Raw genomic sequence first — 20,539 nt, 5'->3', positions numbered from 1 at the left:
GTCTTGGTTTAAATCGTTGCAACCGGCACTTGTGGTCTCCGTCCCCTCTTACTTGGTTCAAACTTGAGTGGGCCTAAAACCATTTGAAACTTAAGCCCCTCATTCGTGTATGTGGCTACGAGAGCTTTTCGATATATAGGGCCGAGAGCCGAAGGCGGCTTCGCCTTTCCAGCTACATACATCGAGAATGTCTTGCCGGGATGAGTGTGGGGGTAAGGTTTTGTTCCTGCGTTTCGTTCGCGACAAGACGCTCCGAAACGCAGACAAAGCCCTTACTCATTCCGGTAGTTCAGCGCGCCAATAACTGAAAATATGCTTTCCCGAGACGTGGTGAAAATAAATAGGGGAGGATCCGAGCCTTCAAAGACGGCATAGTCGGCGGCAATGTAAGGATCCGGAAAATTCTGGTAGCGTATGAGCGTGCCCTGATAAAGATTACTTTCAAAGAGCGGATTCTGGCCCAACATCCACTCTCTGCCAAACGCAAATGGCGCGATGTCTCCGCCGAGCGTCGCTTCCCATGTTTTCAGCTTTTCTTCAAAGATATTCACGGAACCCCTGACGGGTATAAGTATGCCAAAATGCGCCGGAGCTGAATGGCCGATAGAAAGTGTTCCGGTTTCTCGCGGCGCGTAGAAGAAAAGCGTAATGTCTTGGGAAAGCTCGCCGAAAAACCCTTCGGGCGCAGAGATGCCAAAGAATTGAAACAACTCACTTGCTCCGAAGGGCGTCTCGGTTGATTCGTGGCGGACAATGACTTGCGTGAAGTCTCCCGGATTTTGGCTGATATTTGCAAAGCCGGTGAGCTGTTCTGCAAGGTCTAGCTTTGTCGCACTTTCCGGAAGATCGACCAGCGCAAGGCGGCTTATAGGGAGATGTGGAGTGCGCGCCAGGGGCCCTGGAGATGGAGAAGGAGTCGGCGTTGATATTGAGGTGGGCGTTATTACAACCTCTGGAGTTGTCGGGGATGGAGAAGGCGTTTTTACGGAGAATGGCGTGGGCGTCGGGTCGGAGAATACAAAGCGTGTTCCCGGAAGGGGCTTTCCAAAATAGGCAAAAAGAGCATATATCCCCAGCGTCAACAGCGCCAGCGTGACACAAAGAACTACGGCGAGGCGTTTTCGTGTAGGGAATATGCGTTGGAATAGCGTAAGGGCCGGTTCTATCGCTTGGGTTTTTTCTATCTCCATCTTTCCCGTTCGGGGAACTTGGGGCTGTGCGGGGCGCGCTTGGGGCTGTATGGTTTCTATCGGACGCTCTTGCCACGGTGGCGCCTGCAATGGAAATGGTCTTTGAGATATGGGCGGAATTTGGCGCGATGCGGCACGCACTTCTTCTTGTGGGGCAGGGTTTATTTGGGGTCTTGCCGCCTCAACTCCCGGGATGGTCGTGGCGGATTCTTTCGGTGGCTGTTCAACGGGACTATGCGCCTGCACGGTTGTGGCAAGTTTTTGCGGCGTATCGTATCGCTGCGGCGGCAGAACTTTGCCGGTCACGGTATTTTCGTGAATCGGCAATCCCTGCCTCAGGCGTTCAATGTCTTTTTTCATGGTACGCACGAAAAACGACCCGGTATCCCGGCCTTCTTCCGTATACGATTTTTCGATATGCTGCTTATCCGCCATTCTTTCCATTTTATCATAAACCGCGAAAAACCAGAAGGAATCGGGACAAAAACCATGCTATAAAAAGTTCACGGAGGCTCGCGTTGCGAGCCTCCGTTGAGTTGATTCCCTTGGTTTTAGCGTAGTATGTGGCGCATGTCGACGCCGAGCGCCGACATGATACCGCAGGCAAACCCCCGCTCCAACTTTCCGTTACGGGGATGTCTCTGCCGGGCGAGTTCCTGCCCGGCAAACCGCTCGAGGGCGGTATAGCACATTTCCCGCTCGCCGAAGGATGTGGTGGAGAGGATTCGGATAACAGCCCTCGCCCCTTTCTGAACGACGATTTTCCGCGTTACCTCGACCAGGAGGGCGAGGATCTCGTTTTGCCGTTGCCCGTTGCCCCCGAATTCCGCCGCCTGTTCATAAATAGTGGGCAGAAGTTCGGGATACTTCAGGGCGGCGTTTGCGATTGCCGCGCTTGCAGCCCCCTGAATGCGGATTGTGGAACAATCCTCCTTCTTCCACTTTTCCTCCGCACTCTCAAAATACAGGCTCTCGTGTTCCCCGAACTCCTCCATGGGCACAAAGCCCGGTCGGAGAGGGTCAAGGCCACGCGCGACTTCCTCGTCTTCGCGAGCATCCTCGCATCCGATGTAAGAAGCGAAAGCCCCACCCCTGCATCCGTGTGAGTCGGGGACGTTCACACCCCCGAGCTTGGCCCACACCTGTGGACCGAAACCGCGGGTGTCTGCCAGTTCAACCGACGTTGATTTCGGCATGCCATTCCTCCTTGTCTAGACATTTTTGTGAAGAACCAGTGTTTAAATTCTACCATGTTAAACAACCTTTTGTCAATAGCAAGAAAAATGGCTAAAGTAAGCTAAAAAATTAACACTCGTCATTTTGTTTAATATAATATCGCAGAGCATCCCATCTTATCGTATAATAAGAAACATGCTCACTCGCTGGCATAACACATTCCATATTCTTGTATTCGGTTCTCTGGGGATACTTGTGCTTATCGTGCTTGTGGTGAAAAGAGAGTATCGCGTTGAGCAGCAGCCCGCGGGGGGAGAAAACGAAAAATCTATTTCCGTCGGAGCGGGGGCAAGCGGCGCGGAGCTTGCGGAAAACGGTGCGCAGGGCGGCCCTACCCCCGAAGAAACATTTGTGATGTTTCTTGAGGCGCTTAAGAGCGGCGATACAGAGCTTGCGAGCAGGTATTTCGTGATTCCGCGCCGGCAAGGTTGGGAGGAAAGTCTTCGGCAGATCAAGGCTGGCGGAGGACTTGCGGCCATGCACGAGGAGCTCTCGAAAATCCCGTCTTTGTGGGAAAAGAAAAATATAAGCTCGGATGAGGTATTATATGTTTATCGCGCGCAGAACATCACTTTTGTCAAGAACATCGTTACTCATATGTGGGAGATCCGTGATCTATAAGATTTGTATGGGGGCTGGACAAGAATGGGCTGCCGCATTAGAATCTTTTAAGAATAAAATGCCGACGCAACTTATCGGCCGAGCGCACCCAAAAAGACCGGGCGCAATCAATTCCCATCTTCTGCCGGGGCTGCAAATGGGCAGAGTCTTTAGAGGCGGCATACGGCCAGCACAATCAACCCATGTCAGAAATCCAATCCGGACTCAACTTATTTTCAAATGCGAAAAAGGCATGGCTTGCGGCGATAGCCATACTTATTTTTGGAGTTTTGCTCCAGCAGTATTTCAAAAGAACGGGAGGATCTTTCCCCGGTCCTTCAGCGTCCCCGGGGTCGGATGCGCCGCAGGAACGCATTTTAGTGAAAGTAAACACCGATGGGTGGAAGGAATACCTAAATGAAAAGCTAGGATTCTCTGTGAAATATCCGGAGAGCGTGTCGCTTCGCGGACAGGCGGAATCTGATTTTGCGATACTGACGCTCTCACGCGACGAGACCGAAGGGAAGCAATCCCTTATTACGCTCACAAGAAAAAAAATACCTCTGGGCAGAGAGCCCTATGCCTCTATGGAAGAGTTCTGGAAGGACGAGCAGGAAAATATCACGGCAAACAGCGGCGTCGTTTCGGGCATGCGGTATGTTCAGGTGAACGATAGAATTTTTTGGGAGGCGCGCGAGGACAACCGTCAGATCAACTATATGGGACTGCATCGCTATCTAAAAATAACGAGCGGCGTCTACGAGGTCGGACTCAACGTGGAGGGAGAAAAGCTTTTTCAGTCGGCAGTTGATCGCTATAATCAAATTTTATCCACGCTTACCCTCAACGGTGAATAAAATGATTCTAGGCCTTGCGCGCCTTCTCTGTTACCCAAAATCCCATATAACGGCCAAGCATGAGGCGTGTTTGCGCTTCAAGTCCCGGAAAGGCACCCAGAACCATAACAGAGATCGGAAGGAAGAGCCATTGCAAGACCATTGCAGCGGTTTTTTTCTTTCCGTAGCGCTCGGGGCGTCTGGGCAGAAGCAGCAAGCTTATTGCGGTAGACACGAACATGCCCACAAGCGCGAGCGACATGAGCGTGCGGGCAATGAGTGGCAAGTTATAGGAAAGCACGGTGCGATTGAATACTTCGCCGCCGAGCGCCAGAGGAAGCCAGCCGAGAACAAAAAGGAGTATCGCGTTCGTGCTCCACGACCAAAATCCCTCGATCTGCATAAACGCGTAGCGGATTTTTTTCCGCAGGGCAATTGCAGGATTCTTCCAAAACCCGAATAGCGTGTACGGTACATTTTCTATGCCCCATCCCCAGCGCCGTTGCTGTTTGTATTGGTTGCGCGCGGTCTGCCAAAGCGTGTGCGCAAGACATGCGTCCATTGCAACCGGATAATGCAGCGGAACGACTCTATAATCACCGTCAAAAGCAAGCAGTGCCTGCCAAAACACGCGCGAATCCTCCGAAACAATATTCGTTTGCCAAAAATCCATCTTCACAATAGCCGCAAAGCTCATGGCATGAGAAGAAAATGTCGTTAGGCGTTCTTCGTTCTCCTGTTTCATCATGTGCCAGAATGTTGAGCTGGAAGCAACCACGCGCGAGAAAAAAGGCGCCTCCCAGATGTTGTTCGTGAATACCGGCACCGGCTGATAACTTGAACGCAGGGGATTTTGGGCCGTAAGAAAGTTCCAGGTAAGACAGCCAAAGTATCCCGGATGCGCTCTCGTGTCGCTATCAAACACCGAGACGAGCACGTGTTCGTGGGGAATGCGTAGTGCATCAATGAGTTTTTGTGCTTCTCTGCCCGCCCAGGCCTCATTTGAGCCCTTGCCGGCGATTTCTCCCGCGATGTTTGCCGGATGCACGGTGATGAGAAACTTAAAAAATGATTTTCCAAATTCCTGCTCCATAAGGACGGCAATGTTTTTGCCGAGCTCTCCCGCGCGATTCTCGGATGCAAGCACCACAATGAGTCTTTCAAGAGGATAGCGGGAGGTTCTCAGGGCCTCCAGGGATGAGCGGATAAGCTCCGCCGGTTCATCATAAAAGGGGAGGATAACAAGATGGTATACGTCGCGCCATGCCCCAAGGCTTGGTAGGCGCGATGAAGGAAGCCGCAGAACGTGGAGTTTTTGCATCCAGTCCGTCGCAAGATTCTCTTTCATTCTTCGATAAGCGGAAACGAGATGTAGAGAAAAAAATATTGTTTTTAAAAGCCAGTAAACGTCGAAGAGAATAATAAAGATCGCCGCACCCATCGGCCAAAACCAAGAGGCAAGAACGGCCCCCAAAAGAGTTCCCCACGCAAGCACGCCGGGAAGCATCTCTAAAATTCGGTAAAACACCCGCTCGCGCGGGTTTTGAACGTCTGATGCTTTGCCGATGCGAAGATACAGCCGATCTTTTATCTCAATATGCATCAGTCATCATTATACGCATTTTCAAACAAAAAAGCGAGCAGGTGATCTAGGCTCGCTTGGACTTTTTCTTTCTTATTTTGATCTCTGATTTTCTGCGTCCGAGGGGAAGAAAGGCGCGCAAAACTCTTTTTTGCCGGTCGCTAAATGCTTCCCATAAGAGGGTTTCAAGGTAGGTCACGCGATTCTCTGTAATAAGTTCATGAAAATCTTCAACGAGAGGCTCTAGCACCACATGGCAGAGTTCATGGACGAGGGTTCTGGTTGCGTCGCCCCTTCTGCGGTCTATGAGAATGGCATGGGTGTCGAAAACGGTTTGTCCCACGCATACTCTGTCAGCGACCACCCGAGACTTTTTCAGATTCCGATATTGTATCGTGTAAACATCGGCACTCAGGATATCGACAAAAAGCGTAAAGTACCAACTTGCGAAATCAAGTGCGTGGGAAATTTTTTCCTCTTCAATCGTGTCGCGATGCATACACTCCTCCTTTCTCCGGAAATTCGCTCATGTGACCGACCCCCTTACCACAACGGTGGTAAAATGTTCCGGCATCAAATACTCATTCGCTAAAAACGCTACATCTTCCATGGTAACCCGCGATACATCATCGAAGTATGCGCTTGTGGGGCGGGGGTCTTCACCGCATTCGACAACGGCATATGATGCGGCATCAAGTATTTCGCCCGCTTCCCATTCTTCGAGCTGTCCGCTCTTTACAATGGCAGTTTTAACCTCCTTGAATCTGGAGGCATCTGTTACGACCTTTGCGAGGGTTTCGTGGAATACCCGTGTGACGCGATTGACATCTTTATAGCTTGTCATCACGCCGAAGGCGGCAAGGCTTGCCTCCGTATGACCGCAACAGGAGAAATTAAAGCTGTACGCAAGTCCCGCTCCCCTTTTTGGTTCACGCAGGGCCATGAATAAGGGGGAAGATATGCCATCCTGTAGCATAATGGTAAGGACATCCATGGCCACACTGCGCTTCCGGTCTCTTGCGGGGAACATGCGAGTTCCAAGCAAGACGAAAGTCTGTGGATAGGGCATATCGTTGACTTTGATGCGCGCAGGAGCCACCGCAGATAGCGCAGACGGTTTTCGGAGAGTAGGCGCAACTCGCCGCTTGCCGAAAACTTTTTCAAGAGTGCGCATAACTTGTGAAGTGTTTGCCCCGCCGATAGCAAAAAGCGTAAAGGGTCCTGTGCGGATGAAGCGGTCATAAAAATTACGGATGTCGGCAACCGTGAGCGCCCTGATGGTCTTTTTTTCTCCGATGATCGAGTGGGCAAGCGGATGATTTTTAAAGAGGTGGCCGTGAAGCAGCTTTACGGCATAGGCATCCGCGTCAGAGAAGTACTCCTTCCATTCTTTGGAGATGACTCCCCGCTCTTTTACAAAGTCTTTTTGACGGTTGAGCGCGTGGACCGTAAGGTCGTTAAGGGCGATTGCCGCGGTTTCAATATCTTCAGATAGCACCCTTGCCCCAAATATCATTTTCTCAGCCATGGTGCAGGCTTCCACGTGGCCTCCGCAGCGCTCGATGGGTGCGGCAATTGCAACCTTGTCATGGAAGCGCCTCGTGCCCTTGAATAGCATATGCTCCGTAAAGTGCGCGCAACCTTCTTTGCCCATCTCGTCGTCTCGGCTTCCCGCCGGAAATACCATGCCCAGCAATACGCCATTGATTGGCAATGCAAGGTTGAGGTATGCCGTAATACCATTGGAGAGTGAAGCTTTCCTGAACTTCAATGGATCTCTTGTTTGCATCGAGAACTCCTCTTATACGGATTTTCAAGGTAACAGACGAAACATACCAAGCACCGGAACAACTGTCAAAATTGCAAAGTTTTCCGGTAAGCGGTATGGTAAAATAGTTGAGTGCGTACATTGACACAAAAGGAGACCGAAGATGCACATTGAGGGAGCTACAAGGTCTTTTAGGTTCTTTTTGGAGGCGGTTGACCGGACGTGGCACCAATTGGGCCTCAAGGAAGATCCGAAAATCGAACGGTATCTTGCCGAGCTTCTTGAGCAATTTTCTCCGGACCATCAAACAAAGATTGCCAAGGAGGGACTACTCATCAAGCTAAGAGAATATGTCTTTCGGAGAAAACCTCTTGCAGAGACCGAGAACATTCGCGGTATTGCAGATGCATCGCTTCTTGCCGCGGGATTTCTCGGACCGTATCTTGTGCGGCATTCGCAACTTGGCGTGAAATTTTATGTTGATGTTGGAGAGCGAGCATACGCACTTTTGGCCGAACGAGTGCCGATGAGCGACATGAATTATTCCGTCTTTCGAGTATTTGGTTCGGATCTTGCGCCGTACGTTTCGGTGCTTGCCGAGATCCGTGCGAGTTATCTTTGGAGAGCCAACATTGACGAGGTTCTTCGGATGTGCCGGAAACATCTTGCGCGTGACAATGAACAAAGCCGCCAGTGGTTTGAGGAACACAGCATCATGCTTCTTCCGGAGATTGCGGAAGATCTCAAAAAAATCATCATCACGGATTTATGAACCCCGCTAAAAGTCGCGTCCCGTTTAGCGGGACTACTTCTAACGGGACGAACACTATACGGGCGCCGAGACGCCCGTTTTTTCTTTACCAGGAAACCCCGGACGCAGCGAAGCGGAGTCCGGGGAGGATGTCATTTTGGAAAAGACCCCACGCCAAATTCCGACATATACGCGCGTAGCGGCTATAACCAGATTCCTCGGTATCGTCTGCTATTCTCTTCTTGTTGTGCAAAAGTCATTGCAAAGAATTGGTGCGGGGTTTATTGTTCGTTGCTCCGACGACACCGTCGGAGACGAAGCAATAAAAAAGCCCGGACGATTCCGGGCTCGAAGCAAGCGCACTACAATATCAAGTGCTCCTGCCCACGCTCTTTCAGCCATTTTCGCAATGGGCAATCGGGAGATTCGCAATGTTTATGCTGGGTTATCTTATCGGACGGATCCGTGGTGTAGAGCCAGCATGCTTTTTCCCGGAGATTCCAGGTTAAAAGATGTACCCGCCTGCGCCAAAGCGTCTGAAAGTGACGCAGCGTATGGGCGGCGTATTCGGGGTGGAGCTCGCGCCCGTCAAAGCAGTGCAGGGCAAGTAGCGTTTGGGCGTTTTTGAAGTTACTGTCGTATACCCGAATATCGGGAATGGAGTTTGATCCAGTGTTTTGCACGATCTGGCCGCGAAAATCTTGCCAGTTATGCTCATCCACCGTGTCGGTGATCATAATTTCTTCTTCATCTTCGGCGTACTCGACGAAAAAGAAGCGGCGTAGGAACTCCTCCGTCAGATACTGATGCAGAAAGGAAATATCGCGCTCGGCTGCGCGCACGGAAAATATTTTCGATTTTCCCTCGCCGCCGGACAGACCATATTTCTCCTTCTCTTCCGGCGTGGGATTCTCCCACCGCCGGTAAATATCCTTGAAAAGCTCAAATCCCAGACGATAGGGATTGATTGAGCCGATGTGCGGCGCGATAACCTGATTGTGCAGTTTAAGGAATTCCAGGTGCAATTCTGGAGGAAGTTTCAGGCTGTTCAGAATCTTATAGTGCCAGTAGGTTGCCCACCCTTCGTTCATGATCTTGGTTTCTATCTGCGGCCAGAAGTAATCGGATTCCTCGGCAACGATAGTAAGCAAGTCTTTTTCCCAAGATTCAAGGGACGGATTAAAGTCCCTGATAAAAAGCAGGATGTCCTCCTCCGGCTCAAGCGGGACACGTGATAGATCCGGGGTCTTATAGTCGGGCCGAGAGTGGATGTCGGTCCACTCGTCTTTTCGCGGCTGAGCAGATTCAAATAGTCGTTTGCGCTGTTCGGCTTGATTCAGGCGCGGCGCTTCAATGTTTCGCCTCCGATGCAGCGATAAGGCGTGCGCCGCGGTCAGCACCTGCTCTACGCGTCGGCGTCCGATGCTTGGGTCTTTGGTGTATTCGCGCACCCGGTCCGCATGTGTCTTGAAGCGCTGCATCGTATACTCGGGTCGGGTGTGCCTGAAGCATCGATTATTCTTGAAGAAATCATTATGACCACATCCCGCATGCGCTATGGTCACAATGTGCAATGCAAGAGAATTGGAGCGCATGAGGTAGGCAAGAGATGGGTCGGCGTTGATCACCATCTCGTAGGGCAGGCCCTGCACGCCGTAGCGGTACAGAGTCTCACTGCGCTCGAATGATTTCCCAAAAGACCAGTGCGGGTAGTGGGCGGGCATACCGTTGTAGGCCATATAGCCGATCATCTCCGCATGGTCGCATATCTCGTACTCCTGTTCAAAGCAGTTCAGCCCCTCTTCTTTGGCGATCTTGGAAATGGCCTCTTCATAACGTTCCAAGTCTTTTATGGTCCAGTCGGTCATGATGTTTTCCTCCGATCCAGCTGCTCCTTGGAGAGAAGTTCTTTGAATGCCTTCCAGAGATCTTTCCGATCTCGGATTTTTACTACGGCAAAGTTATCCGCGCGAATTTCTTTTTCAAGGATTGGCGTGATGCTTCCCCAGTCAAATCCCGTTTCCGGCTTGATCTCTCCATAGCCAACGAGATTGGCAATATCGGTCAGCTGGCGAAACGCTTTGATCGCTGCCGGGTTATCATGCTCGAAATTTTCGCCATCGGAGCAGTGGAAGTAGTGAATATTCCATACCGTGGGGTCAAAGCGCTCATCGACGATCTCAAGCGCCTTTATGGCGCCGCTGGAAATATGGGTGCCGCCGGATTCCACGTGGTGGAAGAATTCCTGTTCGGTGGCTTCCCGGGCCACGGTGTGGTGTACGATGAACACCACTTCTACTCGCGCGTATTTCGTTTTTAGGAATCGATAGAGCAGGAAGTAGAACATGCGCGCAAGATATTTTTTGGTAATATCCATGGAACCGGAAACATCCATGACGCAAAACACCACGGCGTTCGATTCACGGCGCTTCGTTTTCTTTACGTAGTGATACCGAAGGTCCTGATTGTGGAAGGGAAAATGTTCTTCCTGGCCGTCCAGGGGTGTGGCGGGAGACAAGGCTTGGTCTTCTGCCCGTTCCAGCGTTGCGCGTTCGGTTGCCTTCTTGCGCTTCAGCCGTTCTCTCGCTGTGCGCTTTTTTGATCGGCGCGGCGGGGGTCCGGCCTTTCGGTAGCCATAGCGTTTGGCATGCTGTTCTACTTCGATCTCCCGAAGCCTCTTTTTCGCTTCTTCCGGCAACATGAGGTCCTCGAAGGCAATATCAAGAAGCTCGTCGAGAAAGATCTCGGTCTCATATATTTCCTCGCCGGGATCGTCTCCGCCGGGTCCCGGCATACGGCCCTTCCCTCCTTGCTTAGAGAAGGTGTCACCGGGCTCCATGCCTTCTTTGCCCTCGCCAACGCCCCCACCGTTTTCTCCGTAAACGAAACGGTACTCCTTGATACCACGGATGGGAACTCTGATTTTCTTATTTCCGGATACGCCGATGATATCTTCTTCCCCGATGATATCCCCGATGTTTTCCTGAACCGATTCTCGTACGAGCTCTCGGTGCCTGGCGCGGTCTTCTGCGCCCCGGTCGCTTTCTCTGGAAGAATCTCGGAATATAGCCATATGGCCTCCTGTCAAACTTGTCTTAAATTGGCAATGAACAATATCCTATTAAGGGTAGGGGATTTCCTGCCCGCCGTCAACGGCGGACGGAAAAATAAAGGAAATTAAGCTCTCGGGCTCCTGCGCTCTCTAGACGTCAAAACGGAGATTATTATGCGCTGCCCGATCGCTTGGAAATAAAAAAGAGCCAAGCGGTCTTGGCTCCGAACTTCAGGAAAGATTAGTCTTTCCAGACGTTATTGTACGCATATCGGAGAATCACTTCCGAGCAGTGCGGATGGTATCCGATTGTTCGCATACGTTCGATCATGGCGTCGTACCGCTTACCCTGTTCATCGTCGCGCGCGGTTGCCCCGGTAATAATACGGGCTTCCTTGCGGAGAGATGCGGTAAGCACGCCCTCAATGGCTTCCTTAAGCGGCTCATAGCTCTTGTATGAAAGCTTTCCTCCTCCGCGAAGTACTTCCTGCGCGTAGGCAATGAAATCGTGCCGGAATCCTTCGGTAGCTCCTCCGGAAAGGCCAAGCTGCCCCTCGACTGCCGACATGCTGGCGATATCCGGATCGCGCTCTTCCTTGGTAGCGCGGTCCTTGACCTTTTTGTGAAGGCACCAGGCCGCTACGTTATCCCAGTAATTCTGGAAGAATGTTTCGGCACGATCCTCGTATGCATGCACGTAGGCGCGAGTGATTTCTTTTTCCAGGATCTTCAGATATTCCTTGTGTACGATCCCGCGCAGAATTTCTTCCACGTATCGCATACGCATATCATCGGCAAGGTGCTCTTTTTTGAGCATTTCCATGATAGCCTCGCGGATAGTAAGCGGATTGATGCAATCATGATCGCTCATGGAGATGGCATAATCGATGGCTTTGAAGATGGTGCGCGTGGAAATGCCAGACATGCCCTCGTTCGTTGCTTCCTCTTTCAATTCCGAAATATCAATGCGCTTGGCCTGTCCCTTCTCGATGACTGCGCGGCCGTCATACAGATACAACTTTGTCAAGAGATCGCACTTCTGCGACGGCTTCAAACGCGTCAGCACCGAAAACATCGCCGCGACCTCCAGAGTGTGTGGCGCGACGCTTCCTTTGAAATCGGTGCTTTTCAGATACTTCTCGTATATCGCGGTCTCCTCGGAAATTTCGATCGCATAAGGAACGCGGATGGGGTAGACGCGATTTTGGATGGCGACGTTGGAATTGTCGGAAATGAACTTGTTATAGTCGGGTTCGTTGGAGTGGGCGATGATAACGCCGTCAAAATAGATCATTGCGGTTTTGCCCGGCGAAGGAATGGCCTTCTCCTGCGTAGCGGTAATGACCGGATGTAAAAACTCCGGCGGGTTCTTAAAGATCTCGATGAATTCCACAATGCCACGGTTTCCGCGGTTACAGGCGCCGTTCAGACGCAATACCAGCGGATGATCTTCCGGATATCGGTCGATCTTGGAAATATCGATATCGCCGAAAATGACGCTGGTATCCTGATTATTCGGGTCGGTCGGCGGGACCGAAGCGATACCGCGCCGAGCACGGATGGAGAAGGAAACCATTTCCACGGGATACTTTTCCCAAAGCACATTCCCCGCCTCGTCACGATAATCGAACTCTTGATGATACATTTTCCAGAACGCCGGCCAGTCGACTCCTTTTTTCTTGTCGTTGTCGATGAGACACTTCTCGTTCGCGAAACAATCCTTGGTTAGCCGTTCGATCTTGTCGGTTTCGGTGAGGCGATAGCGGCAGACGGGACAAATATCTCCCTCAATTCTCACGCCGAGCAGCCCCTCCATCTTTTTTCTCAGGTGCTTGGGGATAAGAAGGAGCGGGGCGTCTTGCTGCGGACAATCCTTGACGGCATAGACGGGCGGCGCACTCTCCATACCCTTCTTTAATTCTTCAACCAAAGAAGTTTTTCCAGATCCGACGGGCCCCACGAAGTAGAGGATCTGTCGAGACTCCTCGCCACGATTTTTGGCTCCCTGGAAGTAGCGTCCGATAGCATCCACCGTATCGCGAATTCCGAAAAATTTATCTTTGAAAAAATTAAGTTCCCGCAAGGTTTCCGCGCTGTAAAGCCGACGCAGGCGCGGGTCCTTTTCAACGTCGACGGTGGTTACGCCGGCCGCCATGATAACGTGATCGTAGACGGTAGCGTGGGCAAGTCGCACGATCCCAGGATTAGCCCGCACAATATCCAGGTATTCGCGGCAAGTTCCGCGAAAGACCTTCTTTCCCTGTTCGCTTCGGTCATGTTCCAAAAGTCCGTTAATGTCGTTCGGGATTTCGTTTTTCATGGAGACCCTCCTTTACGATTTTTTCTGAGTATTCACTTGGAAAATAACATCTGCACTCTAGCATAATCCTGCATAACAAGTAAAGCCCAGGGATGTTCAAGCCCCGTTGGGGATTGTTCGTCAAGGGTGGGGCGGGCACCGATGCCCATAGTATCGGTTTTTTGCGGAATAAATAAAAATCGGCGCATGGGTACGCCGAGATGAGGGTTTATGGCCCGTCAGTTATTTAGAGATTGCGGAGAAGAAAGAAAAGATTCGCGGGGCGTTCGGCCAGCCGCCGCATGAAGTACGGAAACCACTCCGTTCCGTAGGGAACGTATGCGCGTACGCGATAGCCGTCGTGCACTAGTTTTTTTTGAATATCTCCTCGAATACCGTAGAGCATCTGGAACTCGAATGCATCTTTTTTGATTCCGCGTGTCTCAACAAAGTCTTTTGTCGCCTCGATCATGTTTTCATCGTGCGTGGCGATGCCATGATAGACGCCGCTTGCAAGAAGCGTTTTCATAAGTTTCAAAAAATTTGCATCCACATCTCGTTTTTTGGGAAACGCGATATTCGGCTTCTCCCGGTACGCGCCCTTACAAAGCCGTATCCGGCAGCCGCGCTTTAAAAGTTCTTCAATGTCGTGCTCGCTGCGGTACAGATACGCCTGGATGACGATACCGATTGATGGCATTCTCTGTAGAACATTTTTTACGACATTAATCGTTCGCTGGGTGTAAGCGGAACCCTCCATGTCGACGCGCACTATTTGGGAAGAATCACGCAGATGGACACAGAGCGAGGTGATAAGCTCTTCGCACAGATCGTCGTTCACCTCGAGTCCAAGCTGGGTGAGTTTTACGGAAATGTTCGCGTCAAGCCCCTCATTTGCGATGCGCTCAAGAATCCGGAGATAGGTAAGTCCAGCGCAATGGGCGGCCTCGCGACCTTGCGCGTGCTCCCCGAGGTAGTCGAGGCTCACGGCAAGTCCTTCGGAATTGAGACGTCTTGCCGTCCCAATAGCATCCTCGAGGGTCTCGCCCGCAACGAATCTGCGCGCCATACGGCAAGCCCATCCATTTTTCGTGACCCGGCGGGCTATCCATTTATTTCTCGAAAGTTCTATCAATAGGGCACGCATCATCTCGTCTCCCTTCTTTTGCCCCTGTTTGCCTGCAAAATTGTCAAACAACGGAAGAATTATCATGGCGCATTTTTAGGAAAAACGCAAGCGTAGTGACGAAATACAAAAAGCCCCCGGAAAAAGGAGCTATGAGCGGATAGAGGCGACGAAAAACATAAGGCCGGTGGTGATTGTTGCAATCCACGCATACCAAAAGTATTTTGCAAGAAACCGATGCGTGCGCGCGGGCAGGGGCCGGTCATGTTCTTCGCGTTTTGTACGGAACGTTGTGCGATAGGTTGCAATACCGGTTGCCGTAATGACGCCAAGTGCGATGAGCGTTGGAATGGCAAAAAACAAATGCAGCACAAGAAGCGGCAGATACTTGAAAAGTATCACAATGTTGTTCCACAGCGCGTATTCAATAGAGAAGAGCGCGGCGGTGGCAAGTAGGGTTATGGTAATTCCGCGTTTGGCGTGGAATGCGTCTCCGGGCTTTCTGTGATATTGCAGCCATAAAAACCGGGACGCCGCTCCAAGCGCGATTGCCGCAAAAATAATGTAGAGCATTGTCCCTCCGTTCCGATGACAAGACGATAATAAGATTTTCAAAAAACATCCGAGCGCTCATTATATGATAAACGCCATACTTGTCAACGTGTCCCCATCGGGGATACAGTAGAAGAGAAAGGCGTGTTCGGCACCAGAACTTTGCGCCATGCCCTGCGGCGTAGCACGGGGTTTCGTCGCTTCGCTTCTCATCATTGAAGCCCGGTGGGGGCATGCGTTCTTGCATTGGGCTCTAGTATTTGGTATGACCAAGGATCAACTCATTGTTGTTATAAAAAAAAATCCGCATCTTGACGCGGAAACGATTGAGCGCGCGTATGACGTTGCCGCAAGAGCCCACCAAAGCCAGAAGCGCGATAGCGGCGAGCCTTACATTACGCATCCGACGGCGGTTGCCTCATTGCTTGCCGATGTGGGCATGGATACCTCGACGGTTGTAGCGGGACTTTTGCATGATGTTGCGGAAGACACTCCCGTCACGATTGATGAGATCCGAGAAATCTTCGGAGAAGAAGTCGCTTTTTTTGTGGAAGGCGTCACCAAGCTCGAAAAAATTCCCACCGGGGGTAGTGCGGCGCGCACCGAAACTTTGCGGAAAATGTTTCTTGCAACTGCCCAGGACATCCGTGTAGCGCTCATCAAGCTTGCCGACAGGCTTCATAACATGCAAACGCTGCGCACGTGTACGACCGAAAAATGCCAAAGAGTCGCGCAGGAGACCATGGATATTTATGCGCCGCTCGCGAGTCGTCTGGGCATGGGTGAATGGAAGGGGCAACTGGAGGACCTCGCCTTCCCGCATCTGCATCCGAAGGAATATGAATGGCTCCTACAGAGGATAGATAAGGTTTATGCGGAGCGCGAGGCGTATGCAGAAAAAGTAGTTCCTATTATAAAAGAACATCTTGCCGCCGACGATCTTGTGCCCCTGGAACTGCACGCGCGCCCGAAGCATTACTGGTCTCTCTACCAAAAACTGCTTGCACACGATATGGACCTGGGAAAGGTTCACGATTTGGTGGCGCTTCGTATTATTGTAAAAAGCGTCGAAGAATGCTATCGGGCGCTGGGAGTATTGCATAAACATTTCACGCCGCTCCCGGGACGCATCAAGGATTACATTGCGCTTCCCAAAGGCAGCGGATACCAAAGTTTGCATACCACGGTATTCTGTGTGGACGGGCGCATTACCGAGTTTCAGATCCGTACGCCCGCAATGCACGAGGAGGCCGAATACGGCATTGCCGCCCATTGGCATTATAAAAAACGCCAGGGAGAAAAAAGGACATCCAAAAAAGTTCTCAACGCAGGACTCGGAAGCAAACTTAAATGGATCGATCAGCTTCAAGAATGGCAGAAAGCCGCCAAGGGGTCTAAAGAATTCGTGGATGCGCTGAAGCTTGAGTTCCTTAAAAGGCGGATTTTCGTATTCACCCCGAGAGGCGATATCATTGACCTGCCGGTCGGCGCGACCGCTGTTGATTTTGCATATGCTATACATTCGGAGATCGGACACCGCTGCGCAGGAGCCAAAGCGGATGGGCGCATCATTCCCCTTTCTCAGGCGCTGGAGAGCGGCATGCTTGTGGAAATTATGACGCGCAAAGACCCCCAGCCAAGCCGCGACTGGCTGTTTTTCATAAAAACATCCGAAGCAAGAAAGAAAATTACCGCGTGGATCAAGAGACGCGATGTAATAGATCAAGAAGAGGAACGTGCTGAAAAGATTGAATTGATGCCCGAAGAGATGGCGGCGCAGTCAAAGGAGAAAAAGCCGACTTCTTCTCCAGATGGCATAGGAGTTGTTGTAAAAGGAATGCATGGGGTTCTGACGCGTCTTGCCAAATGCTGTTCTCCATTGCCCGGCGAAGCGATCGAAGGATACACGACGGTGCAGGGCGGCATCACCATTCACAAGGCGGCCTGCGCGAATCTAAAAAAAGCGAAAGCCCCACGGCATATACCCGTCTCCTGGCAGAAAGATGCGCTTGCTCTGCATCCGGCGACCATCAAGGTGCGTGGACAAACCCGCGTTGGCCTGTTAAGAGACGTAAGCGAAACTATTTCGAAATCCGGCTTCAATATTTTGTCTCTTACCGCCTACGATACGCCTGACGGCGAGGGGGTGCAGATTGTGACGGTGGAGGTGCGGAGCATGGATGAGTTGACGGAACTTATCGGCGATATTAGGTCGGTCAAGAACGTGTTTTCCGTTGAGCGCGTTTAATATATTGTTGAGACGCATCAGAAAATGTGCCAGACTTTAGAATGAAATTCGGAAAGGAGGTCGAAATTGGAGCTCATATTAAAAGGGAAGTGGAGAGATAAGCTTGTGAGGATGCCGGAATCCGGCATGGGGTATCAGATCGTTGACATCAGCCTGCAGGATGGCCGTGCGATGAGGCGCGTTACGATATTTGATGGCGAGATCGTCGAATTACCTGCGGGGTACGAGAATGTTTCCGAAAATGACATAACGGACGTTGTATTGTCCGGATGACCGCAAATGCCTTCTTTGTAAGAAGGCATTTTCTTTTTCTGAAGTTTTATTGCGCGCGAAGCGTACGGTGCCAATAATGCGCTATAGCGTATTATTGGCACCGACAGCTATGAGGTAGAAAAAAGCTTATTTTTCTCCGGCTATCTTCCCGATGATATTTTGCAGTTCCTCGCGGCTATAGAATTCCACCACAATCTTTCCGCGGCTCACTTTCCCTTTCACGTGTACTCGCGTGCCTAAGGCATCGGCAAGCTTTGTTTGGAATTCGCGCACTTCCGGGTCTGGTACGCGCGGTTCTTTTGCTTTTCGAGTCCCGACTTTTACCGCCTCCTCGCGCACCACGTCCTCAACCTCTCGCACGCTCAAGTTCTTCTCCACAACATCTTTATATAATGATAGTTGATGCATTACATCTTTCAGCCCCAATAATGCCCGTGCGTGCCCTTCGGTTATTTTTCCTTCCGAAAGACCTTTCTGCATCTCTTGAGGAAGGTCCAAAAGCCGCATTGCGTTGGCAACGGAGGGTCGCGATTTACCCACGCGCAGCGACACCTCCTGTTGCGTGAGACCGAACGTGTCCATAAGTTTTCGAAAGGCGCGTGCTTCTTCCAGCGCTCCCAGGTCGTGCCGTTGCAGATTCTCCACAAGGGCTACCTCGAGCTTTTGCTGTTCCTCGGTAACCCCGCGAATGATGACCGGTACATGTCTGAGGCCGGAGAGTTTGGACGCGCGAAGCCTTCGTTCTCCTGCGACAAGTTCATAAAATACTTCCTGCCCTCGCGGCGTCTGGTGTTCGTGTTTGGTAACTATGAGCGGCTGTATGATGCCGTGTCTTCGGATGGATTCGGCAAGGTCCTTAAGCGATTCTTCGTCAAAATCGCGCCTGGGTTGTTGGGAGTTCGGGTGTATTTTCTCCACTTCTATATAAAATACGCTTTCATCGGCTGTTTTTATTTTTGAATCTATTGTACCGGAGCGTCCAAAGGACGCCGAAAGAGCTTTTTCCGCAATTCGTCCGTCGGCTTTTGGAACGCCCGGAGCCTCATTTTTTGGTTGTTCCGTTTTCTCGTTTTCCTTGTTTGGAGAAGCGGCACCCGTATTTTTTTGTGGAATGAGGGACGAAAGCCCCCTTCCAAGAATTGATTTATTCATCGATGTGCATTAAATCATTAGATGAGTAGCCGGAGGTTGTATTTCGCGCCCAGCTTCAACGGGGATTTCGGAGACTTTCACCGTTTCGGGCGAAGGGGATGGCGCAACATCAATTCTCAAAAATTCCTCCGCCAGCTGGCGATACGAGCGCGCGCCGCGGCTTGCGGGCTCATACTGCAAGATGGTTTTACCGAAACTCGGCGCCTCCGCCAGCTCCACGTTGCGCGGAATGACCGTATCGAAAACATACCCCGGGAAATTGCGCCGAACCTCTTTTTCTACGAGACGCGCAAGGCGATTTCTGCGATCATACATGGTGAGCAGAACACCCATGACTTTAATATCTTTTTCAAGGTGTTCGCGCACAAGCTCAACGGTTTTAAGCAGTTGTCCAAGTCCTTCCAGGGCATAGTATTCGCATTGTACCGGAATGATGATCTCGTCTGCGGCGACAAGGCCGTTTACCGTAAGAAGACCGAGCGAGGGGGGGGAATCAATGAGAATGTAATCATAGGGGGTAACGATATTTTTGAGGGCTTCATGTAACTTGAATTCGCGATTGGGCATCGAAACCAACTCGATGGCCGCTCCGGCAAGATCCGGAGCCGATGGCAGGAGGTCGCAAGAAAAAAGCGACGTGTGCCGTATGACGCCTTCCGGATGCGCTTCGCCGATGAGTACGTGGTACATATGCGCTTCAAGCGATTCGTGGCGTATGCCGATGCCGCTTGAAGCGTTCGCCTGCGGATCAATATCAACAATAAGAACTCGCTTGCCAAGCGCCGCAAGGTATGCCGAAAGATTCACGCAGGACGTCGTTTTCCCGACGCCCCCTTTTTGATTTACCATTGATATGATTTTTGGCATACGACTCACCCAGTGTAACAAGAAAACCACGCTTTGACAATACGAAAAAATTCAGTAGAATAAACGTATCTGTTTGAGCGCCCGGGTGGTGGAATGGCAGACACGCACGACTCAAAATCGTGTGCCGCAAGGCATGGAGGTTCGACTCCTCTCCCGGGCACATTGGGTGCGCCAAGGTGGGAGAAATGGTCTGGGAGACCATTTCGCGGGCGACTACAATGCTTCTTGAAAATGGTCGGTCGCCCAGGAGAAAATGGCAGACGCACAGCACTCAAAATGCTGCGAGGGGCGACATCTGAACGATTTCAGATGTCGCGGGCGGCTACGATGTTTCTGAAAAATAATAATCCGCCCAGGATAACCTCATGAGAGTTCGACTCTCTCCCGCGGCACCAAAAAGGAAATTGTAAGTTTGAAAGGTTCGCCTTGCTTGGCGACTAATTTGTATTCAATTTTGGGGGTAAAAACGAATTCACGGTTTCCCGATTTGGGGGAAGAAAATTTTTTAATCATTTTATTTTTGAGATAATTAACACGTATGCTATTACCAACACACTTCATTGCGGGTCTAATTATAGGTAAGCTAACGGGTAATTATCCAGCTTCACTAATTGGTTCAATGGCAATTGATTTGGACCATGTAATATCATATTTCAAACATGGAATTTTATTCAAACCCAAAAAACTGGCAGTTGCCATGATGGAGCGACGCGATCCCAGGGGTGACCATCGTTTTTTACACAACGTATTCTCATGGGCGGCTATTTCCATACTAGTTCTCATATTAGATAAAGGGATTGGTTTAATATTTGGCTTTGCGTATCTAGCCCATTTAGTTTTAGATGCTCTCAATAATGCAGATCTTTTTCCACTTTTTCCAATCAACAAAATTAATCTGCGGAAGCCCATAATAAAGTATTTTTCGATACAGGAACTTATTTTTACAAGCTTTTTGCTTTTAGTTTTTTTCATCCTTTAAAATAATTTGCCGCCAAAGAAAAACTTGA

At 50.8% G+C, this 20,539-nt stretch carries 19 protein-coding genes and 1 tRNA gene; 6 read left to right on the top strand and 14 right to left on the bottom strand.

What is annotated here, in order from left to right:
- Positions 1-272 precede the first annotated feature (272 nt).
- Both Q7S09_04145 and Q7S09_04140 read right to left on the bottom strand, forming a co-directional pair.
- A complete protein-coding gene (locus Q7S09_04145) occupies positions 273-1,625 on the bottom strand; it encodes a hypothetical protein (protein ID MDO8558347.1) in 1,353 nt (450 codons plus the stop codon).
- A gap of 116 nt (positions 1,626-1,741) precedes the next feature.
- Positions 1,742-2,386 (bottom strand): hypothetical protein, encoded by a 645-nt coding sequence (locus Q7S09_04140; protein ID MDO8558346.1) that lies wholly within the window; start codon positions 2,384-2,386, stop codon positions 1,742-1,744.
- A 175-nt stretch (positions 2,387-2,561) separates the two neighbouring features.
- On the opposite strand from Q7S09_04140, the gene Q7S09_04135 reads away from it, so the two are divergent.
- Positions 2,562-3,047 carry a hypothetical protein gene (locus Q7S09_04135; protein MDO8558345.1) on the top strand — a complete coding sequence of 162 codons (486 nt, stop codon included), beginning with the start codon at positions 2,562-2,564 and terminating at the stop codon, positions 3,045-3,047.
- A 182-nt stretch (positions 3,048-3,229) separates the two neighbouring features.
- On the top strand, positions 3,230-3,883 hold the full coding sequence (locus tag Q7S09_04130) for a hypothetical protein (GenBank protein MDO8558344.1): 654 nt from the start codon (positions 3,230-3,232) through the stop codon (positions 3,881-3,883).
- A 7-nt stretch (positions 3,884-3,890) separates the two neighbouring features.
- On the opposite strand, the gene Q7S09_04125 is transcribed toward Q7S09_04130, so the two are convergent.
- From Q7S09_04125 to Q7S09_04115, 3 genes are read right to left on the bottom strand one after another with little or no spacing between them, the layout of a single operon-like run.
- The gene (locus Q7S09_04125) at positions 3,891-5,465 is read right to left on the bottom strand and encodes a glycosyltransferase family 2 protein (GenBank protein ID MDO8558343.1); all 1,575 of its coding nucleotides are present in this window, start codon (positions 5,463-5,465) and stop codon (positions 3,891-3,893) included.
- Between the two features lie 46 nt (positions 5,466-5,511).
- On the bottom strand, positions 5,512-5,943 hold the full coding sequence (locus tag Q7S09_04120; protein ID MDO8558342.1) for a hypothetical protein: 432 nt from the start codon (positions 5,941-5,943) through the stop codon (positions 5,512-5,514).
- 27 nt (positions 5,944-5,970) lie between these two features.
- Complete coding sequence (locus Q7S09_04115) at positions 5,971-7,233, bottom strand: pitrilysin family protein (GenBank protein ID MDO8558341.1); 1,263 nt, start codon at positions 7,231-7,233, stop codon at positions 5,971-5,973.
- Positions 7,234-7,375: 142 nt separating this feature from the next.
- Between Q7S09_04115 and Q7S09_04110 the strand changes: the two genes are divergently transcribed.
- Positions 7,376-7,984 carry a hypothetical protein gene (locus Q7S09_04110; GenBank protein MDO8558340.1) on the top strand — a complete coding sequence of 203 codons (609 nt, stop codon included), beginning with the start codon at positions 7,376-7,378 and terminating at the stop codon, positions 7,982-7,984.
- Between the two features lie 341 nt (positions 7,985-8,325).
- Here Q7S09_04110 and Q7S09_04105 read toward each other — a convergent pair whose 3' ends face one another.
- The 6 genes from Q7S09_04105 to Q7S09_04080 form a co-directional block, all read right to left on the bottom strand.
- Complete coding sequence (locus Q7S09_04105; protein ID MDO8558339.1) at positions 8,326-9,831, bottom strand: SpoVR family protein; 1,506 nt, start codon at positions 9,829-9,831, stop codon at positions 8,326-8,328.
- Positions 9,828-11,036, bottom strand: a complete 1,209-nt coding sequence (locus tag Q7S09_04100; GenBank protein ID MDO8558338.1) for a DUF444 family protein — start codon at positions 11,034-11,036, stop codon at positions 9,828-9,830. Before Q7S09_04100 ends, Q7S09_04105 begins: the two co-directional genes overlap by 4 nt.
- 220 nt (positions 11,037-11,256) lie before the next feature.
- Positions 11,257-13,335: a serine protein kinase gene (locus Q7S09_04095; GenBank protein ID MDO8558337.1), complete on the bottom strand. Its 2,079-nt coding sequence runs from the start codon at positions 13,333-13,335 to the stop codon at positions 11,257-11,259.
- 32 nt (positions 13,336-13,367) lie between these two features.
- Positions 13,368-13,523, bottom strand: a complete 156-nt coding sequence (locus tag Q7S09_04090) for a hypothetical protein (protein ID MDO8558336.1) — start codon at positions 13,521-13,523, stop codon at positions 13,368-13,370.
- Between the two features lie 38 nt (positions 13,524-13,561).
- The gene (locus tag Q7S09_04085; protein ID MDO8558335.1) at positions 13,562-14,527 is read right to left on the bottom strand and encodes a proline dehydrogenase family protein; all 966 of its coding nucleotides are present in this window, start codon (positions 14,525-14,527) and stop codon (positions 13,562-13,564) included.
- 63 nt (positions 14,528-14,590) lie between these two features.
- Positions 14,591-15,013 (bottom strand): hypothetical protein, encoded by a 423-nt coding sequence (locus Q7S09_04080; protein ID MDO8558334.1) that lies wholly within the window; start codon positions 15,011-15,013, stop codon positions 14,591-14,593.
- Positions 15,014-15,161: 148 nt separating this feature from the next.
- On the opposite strand from Q7S09_04080, the gene Q7S09_04075 reads away from it, so the two are divergent.
- Positions 15,162-17,240, top strand: coding sequence for a bifunctional (p)ppGpp synthetase/guanosine-3',5'-bis(diphosphate) 3'-pyrophosphohydrolase (locus tag Q7S09_04075; protein MDO8558333.1), 2,079 nt, complete (start codon positions 15,162-15,164; stop codon positions 17,238-17,240).
- A 105-nt stretch (positions 17,241-17,345) separates the two neighbouring features.
- Complete coding sequence (locus Q7S09_04070) at positions 17,346-17,513, top strand: hypothetical protein (protein ID MDO8558332.1); 168 nt, start codon at positions 17,346-17,348, stop codon at positions 17,511-17,513.
- Positions 17,514-17,639: 126 nt separating this feature from the next.
- On the opposite strand, the gene Q7S09_04065 is transcribed toward Q7S09_04070, so the two are convergent.
- Positions 17,640-18,665: a ParB/RepB/Spo0J family partition protein gene (locus Q7S09_04065; protein MDO8558331.1), complete on the bottom strand. Its 1,026-nt coding sequence runs from the start codon at positions 18,663-18,665 to the stop codon at positions 17,640-17,642.
- A 9-nt stretch (positions 18,666-18,674) separates the two neighbouring features.
- On the bottom strand, positions 18,675-19,532 hold the full coding sequence (locus tag Q7S09_04060; GenBank protein MDO8558330.1) for an AAA family ATPase: 858 nt from the start codon (positions 19,530-19,532) through the stop codon (positions 18,675-18,677).
- A gap of 79 nt (positions 19,533-19,611) precedes the next feature.
- Between Q7S09_04060 and Q7S09_04055 the strand changes: the two genes are divergently transcribed.
- Positions 19,612-19,692: transfer RNA gene (locus Q7S09_04055), tRNA-Leu, on the top strand.
- A 434-nt stretch (positions 19,693-20,126) separates the two neighbouring features.
- Here the strand turns inward: Q7S09_04055 and Q7S09_04050 are convergent.
- Positions 20,127-20,504 carry a hypothetical protein gene (locus tag Q7S09_04050; protein ID MDO8558329.1) on the bottom strand — a complete coding sequence of 126 codons (378 nt, stop codon included), beginning with the start codon at positions 20,502-20,504 and terminating at the stop codon, positions 20,127-20,129.
- Positions 20,505-20,539: the final 35 nt, after the last annotated feature.

The sequence above is a fragment of the bacterium genome, assembly GCA_030649025.1.
Classification (GTDB): Bacteria; Patescibacteriota; Minisyncoccia; order JAUYLV01; family JAUYLV01; genus JAUSGO01.
Note: the sequence above shows the minus strand (reverse complement) of the source record. Positions and strands in the feature narration are given on the sequence as shown.